Origin of the sequence: Pseudophaeobacter sp. C1-32P7, from assembly GCF_041008775.1 — a bacterium.
Classification (GTDB): Bacteria; Pseudomonadota; Alphaproteobacteria; order Rhodobacterales; family Rhodobacteraceae; genus Phycobacter; species Phycobacter gallaeciensis_A.
Map to the genome: position 1 here is coordinate 1 of NZ_JAXGFR010000038.1, position 12,434 is coordinate 12,434.

14 protein-coding genes are annotated in these 12,434 nt (G+C 60.4%); 8 read left to right on the forward strand and 6 right to left on the reverse strand.

The features are described 5' to 3' along the window. The 4 genes from SM763_RS23090 to mobQ all read right to left on the reverse strand — a co-directional run. On the reverse strand, positions 1-1,034 hold a 1,034-nt coding region (locus SM763_RS23090), incomplete at its 3' end, for an efflux RND transporter permease subunit (protein ID WP_368999902.1). A gap of 11 nt (positions 1,035-1,045) precedes the next feature. Further along, a complete protein-coding gene (locus SM763_RS23095) occupies positions 1,046-2,467 on the reverse strand; it encodes an efflux RND transporter periplasmic adaptor subunit (protein WP_368999903.1) in 1,422 nt (473 codons plus the stop codon). 193 nt (positions 2,468-2,660) lie between these two features. Continuing rightward, positions 2,661-3,020, reverse strand: coding sequence for a hypothetical protein (locus tag SM763_RS23100; RefSeq protein WP_252929395.1), 360 nt, complete (start codon positions 3,018-3,020; stop codon positions 2,661-2,663). 174 nt (positions 3,021-3,194) lie between these two features. Then, complete coding sequence (gene mobQ / locus SM763_RS23105; RefSeq protein ID WP_252929393.1) at positions 3,195-4,457, reverse strand: MobQ family relaxase; 1,263 nt, start codon at positions 4,455-4,457, stop codon at positions 3,195-3,197. An 817-nt stretch (positions 4,458-5,274) separates the two neighbouring features. Between mobQ and SM763_RS23110 the strand changes: the two genes are divergently transcribed. The 8 genes from SM763_RS23110 to SM763_RS23145 all read left to right on the forward strand — a co-directional run bounded on the left by SM763_RS23110 (position 5,275) and on the right by SM763_RS23145 (position 11,488). Continuing rightward, the gene (locus SM763_RS23110; protein WP_108817035.1) at positions 5,275-5,562 is read left to right on the forward strand and encodes a mobilization protein; all 288 of its coding nucleotides are present in this window, start codon (positions 5,275-5,277) and stop codon (positions 5,560-5,562) included. Beyond that, a complete protein-coding gene (locus SM763_RS23115) occupies positions 5,562-7,271 on the forward strand; it encodes a type IV secretory system conjugative DNA transfer family protein (RefSeq protein WP_368999904.1) in 1,710 nt (569 codons plus the stop codon). The genes SM763_RS23110 and SM763_RS23115 overlap by 1 nt, the downstream gene beginning before the upstream one ends. A 20-nt stretch (positions 7,272-7,291) precedes the next feature. Next, a complete protein-coding gene (locus SM763_RS23120; protein ID WP_348764093.1) occupies positions 7,292-7,831 on the forward strand; it encodes a hypothetical protein in 540 nt (179 codons plus the stop codon). A gap of 457 nt (positions 7,832-8,288) precedes the next feature. Beyond that, the gene (locus tag SM763_RS23125; protein ID WP_348764094.1) at positions 8,289-9,320 is read left to right on the forward strand and encodes a replication initiator protein A; all 1,032 of its coding nucleotides are present in this window, start codon (positions 8,289-8,291) and stop codon (positions 9,318-9,320) included. 130 nt (positions 9,321-9,450) lie between these two features. Continuing rightward, a complete protein-coding gene (locus SM763_RS23130) occupies positions 9,451-10,119 on the forward strand; it encodes a ParA family protein (protein WP_368999905.1) in 669 nt (222 codons plus the stop codon). 332 nt (positions 10,120-10,451) lie between these two features. Next, positions 10,452-10,706: a type II toxin-antitoxin system HicA family toxin gene (locus SM763_RS23135; RefSeq protein ID WP_067629831.1), complete on the forward strand. Its 255-nt coding sequence runs from the start codon at positions 10,452-10,454 to the stop codon at positions 10,704-10,706. Then, a complete protein-coding gene (locus tag SM763_RS23140; RefSeq protein ID WP_080458688.1) occupies positions 10,703-11,035 on the forward strand; it encodes a type II toxin-antitoxin system HicB family antitoxin in 333 nt (110 codons plus the stop codon). The genes SM763_RS23135 and SM763_RS23140 overlap by 4 nt, the downstream gene beginning before the upstream one ends. Positions 11,036-11,044: 9 nt before the next feature. Continuing rightward, complete coding sequence (locus tag SM763_RS23145) at positions 11,045-11,488, forward strand: hypothetical protein (RefSeq protein ID WP_368999906.1); 444 nt, start codon at positions 11,045-11,047, stop codon at positions 11,486-11,488. 154 nt (positions 11,489-11,642) lie between these two features. On the opposite strand, the gene SM763_RS23150 is transcribed toward SM763_RS23145, so the two are convergent. Both SM763_RS23150 and SM763_RS23155 read right to left on the reverse strand, forming a co-directional pair. Then, positions 11,643-11,897 carry a WGR domain-containing protein gene (locus tag SM763_RS23150; RefSeq protein WP_348672365.1) on the reverse strand — a complete coding sequence of 85 codons (255 nt, stop codon included), beginning with the start codon at positions 11,895-11,897 and terminating at the stop codon, positions 11,643-11,645. Then, positions 11,884-12,312, reverse strand: a complete 429-nt coding sequence (locus SM763_RS23155) for a recombinase family protein (protein ID WP_348672364.1) — start codon at positions 12,310-12,312, stop codon at positions 11,884-11,886. The genes SM763_RS23150 and SM763_RS23155 overlap by 14 nt, the downstream gene beginning before the upstream one ends. Between the last annotated feature and the right edge of the window lie 122 nt (positions 12,313-12,434).

Below are 12,434 nucleotides of genomic sequence, written 5' to 3' on the forward strand. Positions count from 1 at the left end.
GCGCCCTGCCACAATGCCGTGGTCACAGTTGCGGCCGCCTTGTTTACCAGTGTCCCCTGATCGTAGTAGGGGACTGCCTGCACGCCCTCCGGCAGGCTGGCGTTGATTTCCTGAAAGCGCTGCTGCACCCGTGCGATCACATCGGATGTATTGGTGCCATAGAGCTTCAAAACCAGACCCGCAACGACCTCCCCCTCGCCGTTTGCGGTTGCAAGTCCCTGACGGACACCCCCGCCCACGGTGATATGGCCAAGGTCGCGCACACGCACGGTGCGTCCGTGTTCAACGGTAACGACAATCTCAGCGAGGTCTTCGATCGTTCGGGCAAGCCCGACCCCGCGTACCGTGTATTGTTCGGACCCTATTTCGAGAAATTGCGCGCCTTCTGTCTTGTTTCCACGCCCCAGCGCGCTGATCACATCGGCAATCTGGATATCATAGGCGAGCAACGCATCGGGATCGAGCCTGACCTGATACTGTTTTTCGTAGCCGCCGAGGGACAATACTTCCGTGACACCCGGAACGGTTTGCAACTGGTATTTGATGATCCAGTCCTGGATTTCACGCATCTCGACAAGGTCGCGTTCGCCGGTTTGGTCTTCCAGACGGAAATACAGGATAATGCCAAGCCCGGTCGATATCGGCCCCATTTGCGGGTCGCCAAATCCCTCGGGGATGTTGCCACGCGCCTCGGCAAGCCGCTCACCCACCACCTGGCGGGCGAAATAGACATCCGTGCCGTCCTCGAAATAGATGTTTACCACCGACAGTCCAAAATTCGAGACCGAGCGCATGTTCTTGAGTTTCGGCAGACCCGACATTGCCGTTTCGATGGGGTAGGTCACATAGCGTTCAACCTCTTCCGGTGCGAGCCCCTCGGTTTCGGTGAAGACCTGGACCAGCGATGGCGTCACATCCGGAAAGGCATCGACAGGCAAGGCGCGAAACGCAAAAAGCCCGCCAATCGTCATCGCAAAAGCCGCGATGGCGGCCAAAAGCCATCCGCCGGCGATGCGGTGCATAAAATCGGTCATGATCAGCTATCCTAATGTCCGTGTCCGTCGCCAAAAGCGTCTTTTTCAAGCTGGGCTTTGAGTGTGAAGGCACCGTCAGAGACAAACAGGTCGCCTTCCTCCAGCCCGGTGCGGATTTCGATATAGCCGCCAGCCGTTGTGCCGATCATGACGGGGCGCGGTGCGAAACCGCCGTCCACCGGGACAAAGACGGACGAGCGCCCCTCTACCAGTTGCACGGCGGATTGCGGGACGCGCAGCACTTCCCTGGCATTGCCAACGCTGAGATCTGCGATCACGAACTGCCCGGGGGTCAGGGCCTTGTCCCTGTTATCCACGATCACACGCGCCGTCGCCGTGCGGGAAACCTCATCAATGACCGGCAATACAAATGCCACCGTAGATTGTGTGATGATATCGTCATCGTCCGATTTCAGGGCAACCGGCGCTCCGATGCGGACGCGGCTGATGTCCTGTTTGTACACCGCGATATCAACCCAAAGCACACTGTCATCGACAATCGTGAACAGTGCCTCGGCGCTGGAATCGCCGGCTGTCACGGTTCCCCCCAGCGTGACCGCGCGTCGTATCACCGTTCCGGAGAGCGGTGCAGTCAGATAGGCATTCGCATTGTTGCCATCTTCGGCCGTGGCAATCTTCTCGAGTGCCGCGTGATCGATGCCGACCGCATGCAGCTCCGTTTCTGCCGCTTCGCTCTCGGCTTTTGCCGCTTCATGCTCGGCACGGGCTGCCTGGACCGTCGCCTCGGAAGTTATTTTTTTGGACCACAGGCCCTCCGCACGTTCCAATGCCTGCGCCGCCAGTGATTTCCTTGTTTCCGCAGTGACCCATTGAGCCTTCAGCGTGGCCAGATCGCGGCTGGAAATCAATGCGAGTCTGTCTCCATACTCGACTGTATCACCTTCACCCGCAAAGATGCGATCAATAACACCGCTCACCCTTGGCGATACATTGGCCATCCGGTCTGCATCAAAGCGAACTTCTGCCGGCAGGCTGAGAGACTCGCCCAAGGCGTCCAGTTCAGCTTGCTCAAGCACGATCCCGGCCTCCTGCGCGACCTCACCTGTCAATTTGACAATATCGCTACCGCCTTCATCTGAATGATCGTCGTCACCGTGAGCATCGGCACTTTCACCGGCATGATCGTCATCACCGTGGGCGTCGGCTCTTTCACCGGCATGATCGTCATCACCGTGGGCGTCGGCTCTTTCATCTGCGTGGCCGTCATCACTGTGGGCATCCGCACTTTCGTCTGCGTGATCGTCGGTACCATGGGCATCTGCACTTTCACCGGCATGATCGGCATCATCATGCGGCTCCGCCGCAGCCGCGCCACTGATCACCAGTGGTTTTTCCGCACGGCTTGTCATGGTCGTGGCCAAGGCCAATGCGACTATCGCCAGCGAAACCAGGAACATCGTTTTCAGTCTCATAATTGCACTCCAGGACGGGAAGGATTCCAAAACCCATTCAGGTCACCTGATGAAATTTTGCTCCCGGATTTTATCCGTTGAAACGGCCTCGAACGAAGTTCGCTATTTCAACGGTCGGCCATATTGTCAAATAATCCTACAAAGTCCTGTGCCATGACAGGATTTGCGACATCTCGATCACAGAAAGGTTAAATCACCCTCGCGGAGGACGGTAATAACCCTGGACAGAGGCAAGGATCACAGGGACGTCACCCCACTGTCGAGAACTGTCGACCAACGACCGGTCGCAGGTCAACTTTGCCTCTTTCAATACGATGACATGGATATGGCAATCACCGGGACCATGGGCCGCGTCATCGCTTTCGCGCGCCCCTTGCTCCTGAGCAGCCTGATCACGATCAGCGTGATCGGTGGCTAGAACAGTGTTTTCAAAGATTGTTTCACCCACGCCTGCCTGATGGGTATCAGCTTTTGCGATACCGAAAATCAGATTCGCCGATAGCAATACGGCGAGTCCGATTTTTACAAAACAAATGGCGGGGTATGTCTGCATGTGGACGTGATATGGAACTTATCGCCGATGATCCAGAGGATTCCTTGCGGCCGCATCATCTCGTTAGCTTTCCCATCGCTCTTTGGCCAAGGCGAAAAAGATGAACCTCATCTCTCCCAGCGTCCCGGAGGCGTCGAAACACACCGCCTCGATCCTGTCGAAGATGGCGGCAGGTCAGTGACTGAGGCCCGGGTCACGGTCGATTTCTCGATCAATCTCGCGTTCGTTCTCGATCTCCCGATCCCTCTCCGGTTCATCCTCGATCTCCAGCCTCTCACGCGGTTTATTTAACACATCGTCCAGCCGCTCACGGATCGACGGCTTCTCGCCCTCCTCCGCACCTGCATCCCGCCCGGCCCCTTGATCCTTGTCCAGCGCTTCCCGCAACCGCTCCTGCACAGAACGCTTCGGTTCTTCGTCACTCTGCCCACCGCGTTCCGGTTCTTCCCGACCTGGACCGTCCCGCCCAGTGATCCGCGCCAATCGCTCCCGGATATCGTTCGATGCGCGCGGCCCGCGTTCTTTCGATGTCGCTGCCCGGAGTGCCGCCAAACCGGCGGACACACGCCCCTGCCCCTCCTCGCGGGCCGTGCCATAGGTCTCCCGCGCCAACTCCAGTCGCTCGCGCATCTCGCGGAACGCGGCACGGGCCTGGCGGGCCGCATGGACCACGGCCCCGCGCTCCGTGACGGGCACGTATTCCCGGCCCTCGCGCTCGGCCATCGCCTTCGCCCGTCGCTCCATCGAATTCGCCGCTGGCCCCAGCTTCAGCTCCGGGTCGCGGTCCAACGCCTCGGCGGACAGGGTGTCGCCACGTTCCTGGGCCGCCTCGCGCTGCTTCTCCAAGGACCGGTGATCAACCCGCTCGGCCTCTCCGACGCGCTCCAATGCGCGGTTCTGCAGCTCGGCCCAGACACCGCGCATCTGCTCGATCTCGACGCCGCCGGTCTTCGCGGAATCGAGCACCCGCGTCTTGACCGTGAACCCCTCGGCTTCCAGCTTGCGGGTGGAGGTCAGAACATGGGCGTGATGGTTGCGCTGATCGCCCTCGCGGTGCGGGGCGTGGATCGCCACATCGACGGCCACGCCGTAGCGGCTGACCAGCTCCTCGGCAAACTGGCGGGTGATGTGCGAGCGATCCTCGGCGCTGATCTCGGACGGCAGGGCCAGCTCCCATTCGCGGGCGGTGACGGAGTTGCGGCGGGTCTCGCTGGCCTCGGCTTCGTTCCAGAGCCTGGACCGATCCGTGGCCCATTCGGGCGCATCCTCGGGGGCGACGATGAACGTCTCCTCGATGCCCTGCTTGCGGGTGTAGTCGTGGATGCGACCTTCGCGCTGGCACTCGATGCGCTCGCCGACGCGGTAGGCCGCCGCCGCCGTCGCGGTGCGTCCGGCGCTGCGTTTGATCGTCTTCACGGAGAGGTGGTAGCTGGCCATCAGCGTGCCCCTCGACGGAGACGCAAACGCTGCCGATGCGAGACGCCGGGCATACCCATGCCGACCGGCTCTTGGCCCGTGACAAAAGCCGGGGCGTCAGCGCATGATGAGGTTGGAGTCTGCCCTGTCACCCTCGTGGCCGGGGCAGGGTTCGACCTCCCTGTTGGGCGAAAGCCGACGGCTTCGGAACATCGTGTTCCGGGGCCGTCGGAGAGTTGCGCAACGGTCTTTTCCCCGCAGGCCCGTGCCCCGGACCGGGGTGCCCGCTGACACCGCAGTGCGCGTTCGCACCGCTGGAGCCGGAGGGGAAAAGACAGCCCGCCCGAAGTGGACCTCTGGTCCTCTGAGGCGCGGGCTTGCCAGTGAGCTGCCCCCAGATCCCCAGCCTCATGGGGGGCGGGATATGGGGACAGTTCACTGGCGGTTTGCCACCGGCAAACCCAGCAATGATCGGCACCGACAGGTCCGACGATCCGCGCAGCCCGCAAGCGCGTCACCCCCGGCAATCCAGCCCCGACCACGGGGCACCGGATGCCGTCAGGGTGTCGTGATGCGGGACGCGATCCAACCGCCAAGGTTGGTCGGAGAGGGTTTGGGAGAGGCGATGCCGTCTCCCATTTCGATGCGCGTCGCATCGAAGGGGTCTGCCATCGGCTGGGGCTTCGCCCCGAAGAGATCGCACGCAAATCTCGGAACCGCAGGTGAAGAGTTTGCATAAGTGCGCCCTTGTCCTTTACAGGCCTACGGGTAAGCTCTACCATCTGAGGTTGAAAGTCAAACTTCTCCACCCGCAAATCTAAAAATGGATTCACGCGATATGGCAGAGACGGAACTCGAACGCGCCGAGAAACGATATGCCCAGGCCAAAGCCCGTCTTCAGGCGCTGAAGAACCGGGAAGCCACTCGACAGCGCAAACTCGATACCAGGCGAAAGGTGATCCTGGGTGGCGCGCTCCTCGATCTGGCGGAGCGGGATTCCGGTGCTGCCGCCATGCTCGACCGGCTCGTGCGCAACCTCGCCCGTGAACAGGATCGCAAGGCCTTCGCGGATTGGGATGCCCCCTCCCCTGCCCCATCCAGTTCTGACCCGGAAACGCCGTCCTGATGCGGGGCGTGATCCGCCTCTTTGACGGACTGTTCCGGTTCGTCGGTCGGCTGATCTTCACCCCCATCCTGTTGGGCTGGATGATCGGCGCTGTCCTGTTCGGTGCGATGATTGGGTTCATCATCGGAGGCGTCGTGGCCATGACAGCTTTCGGACCTCCGCTTGGTCACTCTGCCTGGGAATGGGTCATCATCGCGCCGCCTGTCCTCATCGGCGCAGTCTTCGGGTTCCAGTACTGGCGCAAGTCCTCCGGGGCCGATGCCTACTTCGGGCTGTCCGGCGACAGCCACGGCTCGGCCCGCTTCGCCAACCGCAAGGAGCTGAAGAAGCTCCAGCACAGTGACGGCCTGCTGATCGGGCGCAATCCGGGCACGGGGCGGCTTCTGCGCTATGACGGTCCCGCCCATCTGATCACCCTGGCCCCGACGCGGGCCGGGAAAGGTGTCGGCACCGTGATCCCGAACCTGCTGGCGGTGGAGCGCTCGGTCCTGGTCATCGACCCCAAAGGCGAGAATGCTCGGATCGCCGGGGAAGCCCGGCGGCGGTTCGGAACGGTCCATGTCCTCGATCCGTTTGAGGTTAGCGGGATGCCCTCTGCCGCCTACAACCCGCTCGACCGTCTCACACCGGACAGCCTCGATCTGGGCGAGGATGCCGCCTCCCTGACGGAGGCGCTGGTGATGGACCCGCCGGGACAGGTCACGGAAGCGCATTGGAACGAAGAGGCCAAGGCCATCCTCGGCGGGCTGATCATGTTCTGCGTCTGCCACGAGGATCGCGAGCGCCGCACGCTTGCCACCGTCCGGGAATATCTCACCCTGCCCCCGGAAAAGCTGCGCGCCCTGCTGGAGCTGATGCAGGACAGCGATGCGGCGGGCGGGCTGATTGCCCGCGCCGCCAATCGGTTTCTCGGCAAGGCAGATCGCGAAGCCGCCTCGGTCCTGTCCAACGCGCAGCGCCACACGCACTTTCTGGACAGCCCGCGCATTGCCAAAGTGCTGTCACGCTCGGACTTCCACTTCTCGGACCTTCGCCACCGGATCACCTCCGTCTTTCTGGTGCTGCCCCCCAACCGCATGGATGCCTACAGCCGCTGGCTGCGCCTTCTGGTGTCTCAGGCCCTCCAGGACATCGCACGGGACGCTGAGGTGTCAGCGACACTGGCAGCGTCTCAGAAGCCCGTAGCGGCCCAGAATGGCGCTCAGGGGGCTTCTCAGCGCCAGAAGGCCTCGAACCCCACGTTGGGGCCTGCGCTGTTCCTCCTCGATGAATTTGCTGCCCTGGGCCGTCTGGAGGCCGTGGAGCGCGCTATGGGGCTGATGGCGGGCTATGGGCTGCAACTCTGGCCCATCTTGCAGGACATGAGCCAGCTCAGGGACCTCTACGGCGAACGGGCGGGCACCTTCATCGCCAATGCCGGGGTGCAACAGGTCTTCGGCGTGAATGATTTCGAGACAGCCAAGTGGCTGAGCCAGATGATCGGCCAGGAAACCACCGGGTTCCAGACCGACAGCTACAAGCCGGGCGACAATCCCAGCTTCTCCAACAACCTCACGGGCCGCGATCTGCTGACCCCTGATGAAATCATGCAGATGCCCTCCAACGTGCAGTTCCTGCGCGTCCAGGGTCAGCCGTCTGCCCTGGCCCAAAAGCTGCGCTACTACGCCGACCCCGAGTTCAAGGGGCTGTTCGTCCCGCAGGACCAGTGACCTGGAAAGGATGATCCGCCATGACCGACACCCCCTCCCCTGCCCCGCACGACGACGAGCTGCCCGAAACGCTGGAGCGTCTCATAAAGCTGACGCTCACGCTGTCTGATCAGGTGGAGGAACAGACCAGGGCCATCAACAAGGGAACAACACTGGCCAATGAGGCGCGTCACGCTGCCACAAAAGCGCAGGAGCAAACTGACCCGGCACATTATGGCGAGCTGATCGGCCAGACCGTCGATGGCCGGATTGCCGACAGCCTCAATCGTTTGAACAAGGCGGCTGGAACGCTGTTGAGCGGGGCTGAAAGGTCAAACGCATCGTTTCAGGAAACCACGACGGCCCATTCGAACACGCTGCGCTTGATTGCTGACCTTCGCGAAAAACAGCAGCGCGACAGGCACTGGCTTCCATGGGTCGGTCTGGGCGGTATCGTTTTGGCCGTGGCCCTGACGGTGACGCTTCCGCGTTTCTTGGCCAGCAACCCCACCACATGCGCTCTGATTGGGGCTACGTGGACGGCGACCTCCACCGGCGTCAATGCCTGCGTGTTCTACTAACAGTAAGGCGTAGTGCCCGATCTGCCGCTTTGCCCTTTTCTAAGCATCTCGGCCGCCGCAGGCGGCCAGGAGGCTCTGCCTCCTCTGCCCCTTCAGGGGCATTCACCTCCGGGATATTTGTGGAACAAAGATATCATGGTAGGATGGTCTCGCGGTACAGGCGGGGACGCCGATGGCCGTGAACGGAGATGTCTCCGAGCGCCCTTCCCCTGCAAAGGTGAGGGGCGTTTTCTTGCCAGGACACTGAGAACGGGTCGGCTGAGTCCGCGAAGCTGGGTGTTAATATGTGTTAGATTCTGTGTTACGCGCCAAGATAAGGTCGTTTTATCCTTGTATATCAGAATTCTAGCGAGTGTGCTGGTAACTAATAACACGAATCCCGGTAACTGAAATCCTGCTTTCGGTAACTGAAAACACGAATCTTGACAGCGGTAACTGAAAACACGAATGTCGCCGCATGGTAACTGAAAACACGAATCTTGCCCCCCTCCTCCCGGATCGTCATCCGCAGCATGATCTGTTCATCTGCGACGTTGCCGACGCGGTGCTGAAGGACGTGATGCAGCACATGGAGCATCCCTTCTATTCGCTGTCGAAGAAGCCCGAAACCTCGGTGAAGCGATACAGGAACGGCGAGAACTGGCTGGAGATCACGCCAAGCGTCAAGGGCCTCGCAACGATCTACGACAAGGATATCCTGATCTACTGCATCAGTCAGATCATGGCGAAACTGAAGAAGGGCGAACAGGTTTCGCCGCGTGTCCGTATCAACTCACGCGAGCTGCTGATCTTCGCGAACCGTGGCACGAGCGGTCGGGAGTACCAGTCCCTCCTCGATGCGCTCGACCGTCTCGAAGGAACGCGGATACGGACCAACATCGTAACTGGAGATGAAGAACAGATCGACGGTTTCGGTTTGATAGACGCCTCCTCGATCCGCCGGAAACATGGCATGGACGGCCGCCTTCTCTGGTGCGAGGTCCAGCTTTCCGGCTGGGTGTTCAATGCGATCCGCAACGAAGAGGTTCTGACGCTACATCGGGATTACTTCCGCCTGCGCAAGCCAATCGAGCGGCGCGTGTATGAGCTGGCCCGCAAGCATTGCGGCCAGCAGAAGAGCTGGCGCATCACACTCGCCAAGCTGCTGCTCAAGTCTGGTTCCCAGAGCCCTGAAAAGCGGTTCAGACAGATGATCAAGGAGCTGGCCCGTCACGATCATCTGCCCGACTATCGCGTCACATTCGATGAAGAAGCCGATATGGTCATCTTCCACAATCGCGGCACGATGACCGGTCCCTCGCTGATTGAGGGCCGCGTGTCGTCCCTGAAAGCCGAAACCTATGAATTGGCGCGTCAAGCTGCGCCTGGGTGGGACGTGTATCATCTGGAACAGGAGTGGCGGGGCTGGATCGTTGAACCGCCTCGCAACGCGGATCGGGCCTTCGTCGGGTTCTGCCGCAAGTGGTTTGAAAAGCGTGGTCGGCCGTAGAGGTAAAACCGGTTATATAAAAATAACCGGTAAGAGAAATATATCCGGTAAAGGAATAAAATCCGGTATTGGAAACTAAACCGGTAAGGGGTATAAAACCGGTAAGAACAACAATAGGCAGGTTTGAGCAATGCCCGTTATCGTCATGGCAAGCCCCAAGGGGGGCGTTGGTAAGTCCACCTGTGCCGTGCTTCTCGCTTCCGAATTCGCGCGCATGGGGGCGGATGTCACAGTGCTGGATTGTGACCCGAACAAATCTCTGAGCCGATGGGCGTCCCACGGGATGCCGAAAGGAGTTTCCCTGCTAAGCGATATCGGCCGTTCGGAGATCGTCCCGTCAATTCGTGCGGCAGACGGGGACGGGAAGATCGTGATCGTGGACCTCGAAGGTATTGCATCACAACTTGTGAGCCGCGCCATCTCTCAGGCCGATCTGGTCATTGTTCCGATGCAGGCTACCGCGCTGGATGCAGAGATTGGCTCCGAAGCCTTGGCTCTCGTCCGCGAAGAGGAGGACGCGCTCGGCCGTGATATTCGCCACGCTGTTGTGCTGACGAAAACGAGTGCAGCGGTGAAAAGCCGTGTCCAGAAAGAGTTGGAAGAACAACTGAGCGGGGCAGGGATTGACGTGATCGAACCGTCGCTGGTCGCTCGCGCAGCCTTCTCGGAAATATTTGCCTATGGCGGCGATCTGACTGCGATGATGAACGACACGGAACTGAGAACGGGCGGCAAGGTCGATAAGGCCTTGGCGAACGCCCAGAGCTTCGCGGAGGCTGTTTATGAACGGCTCAAATAGGCTTGCGGGCCTGACGGCACGCCCGAAAGAGACAAGCGCTGAAGAAGTCCGGCGTGTGGATGACGTTGGAGAGGCTAGGGGGTTCCTTGATCGCACCCCTCGCAAGAAGCCTGGCCGCAAACCCAGTCCTCGCACCCACCAGTTGCACCCGAAGGTTTTTCCGAAAGTAGGGGAGGCTATCGCGGCCGAAGCGGAAAAACTTGGAATCACCCAAGGCCAACTGATCGAACAGATGTGGGAACTCTACAGTTCTTGATGATGGATGACATCCTGCCCCTATACTGAGAATGAAGTATGCTTGCATTTTTTGCTAGCACTTGCTATATGACCTGATGAACAGCAAACACCGCAAGACCCTGGCCGTTGTCTTCACAGACCCGGTGTCCGGCACTGTCGAATGGTCGGCAATCGAGCGTTTGCTTGTCGCCGCTGGCGCACAGGTGATCGAAGGACGCGGCTCGCGGGTGCGGTTCGAAAAGGATGGCGAGGTCGAGACATTTCATCGTCCACACCCCGCCAAGGAAGCCAAACGGTACCAAGTTCGCGCCGCCCGCGCGTTCTTGGAACGGATCGGAGTTACACCATGACCAATTCCATGACCTATAAAGGCTATACGGCCCGCATCGAGTATGACGACGATGATGGAATCTTTACCGGACGCCTCGCCGGTATCCGCGATGGTGTCGGCTTTCACGCGGACACGGTTGAAGCTTTGCGGGATGCCTTTCACGAAGCGGTCGAAGATTACATCGAAACCTGCGCAAAGGTCGGCAAGGAACCGCAAAAGGCCTTTTCCGGCCAGGTTATGTTCCGTGTCGATCCCGAAGTGCATCGCAAGGCCGCGCTTGCAGCCGAGCTTTCCGGTAAGAGCCTGAACCAGTGGGCCGAAGAGGTTCTGGATCGCGCAGCAGGGTAGGGGGCGTTGGTGGATATGACCGACGCTGACCGCGTTCTGGGCGCAAGGGCAGGTGAGCTTGGAAATGTCGATCAAGCGGTCATGGCCGAAGTCGTTGGTATCGCCCAAGCGGTCGGTGATCTGCGCAAAGCACTCGATGCCCTTGATGGCCAGCTCGATGCACGACAGTTCGAAAAGGCTGCTGCGTTGGGGTATCAGGACATCGCATCCGCGTTCATCTTTCTCCAGCGCACCTTGGGCGGGCTACAGAGCGCGGAGCTTAACCGCCACGCTTTCATTTCAAGCATCGCGGAAGAACTGCAATGCGCACACGAGGATGCAGAGCCCCTTGTTGTGGCGCGTCTCCAATGCCTGAAACCCAGACCGGAATTGACCCAAGAAGAGCTTGCAGCGTCGAGGGCGCGCCTTCGACGCAGAATAGAGGAAATAGGCTCGAACGGCGAAGGCCAGTAAGGCGTTGGCTCACGTCGCAATGGGCAAGACCGGCCACTCGCTGCACCCTGGCTGAGCTTACACAACGCGGTGACAAAGCCGCCGGTCAAGCCCAATGCGCCAATGACCCCTTTCCATGCGAAAAATCACCGCTGATAGGGTAGGGGGCTGGCCATCACCCTGCGAGCTGATAACCCCGCTTCTGCTTCGCCCGATAGAGCGCCACCATCGCGTCGGCGGCACGGCCTGCATCCTCGAAACAGTCGACCCGGTGCCGCCCCTGGGTGCCGATGCGGCCCCACTCGCGCAAGAGAGACACGCCGCCAAACAGGTCAGGCATCAAGCGTAGCCGGTAGAAGCGATACATATTGGCATCGTGGTCCACGCGCTCGATGCGGATGTCCTCGGGAAACATCTCAAGCTGCTGCATCGGGTGACGCCTCCCGCATGACACGGCTGATCGTAGAGCGATGGACATTGAACAGGCGCGCGGCCTCTGCCTCGGTGCGCTTGCCGGATCGCACCAGGTCGCGGATTTCCCGGCGCTGATCGTCCGACAGCTTTGGCTTGCGTCCTGGGTGGCGTCCTTTCTTACGGGCGCGTTCCAGTCCAGCCCGCGTGCGCTCCCGGATCATCTCGCGCTCAAACTCGGCGAAGACGCCGACCATTTGCATCATCATGCGCCCTGCCGGCGTCGTCGTGTCGATGGATTCAGTCAGGGACCGAAAGCCGGCACCCGCCGCGTCGATCTTCTCCATGATGGACAGAAGGTCTTTGAGCGACCGCGACAGACGGTCGAGCTTCCAAACAATCACCACATCGCCATCACGGAGCTGGTCGAGCATCCTGTGACTCTTCACGATAAATGGCACTGATATTTGCACGCTAATTGGCACTCTCGGTGCGTTGGAGGGTGCGGTAGATCGTAGGCCGCGAGACGGCAAATACATCTGCGAGATCGCTGACG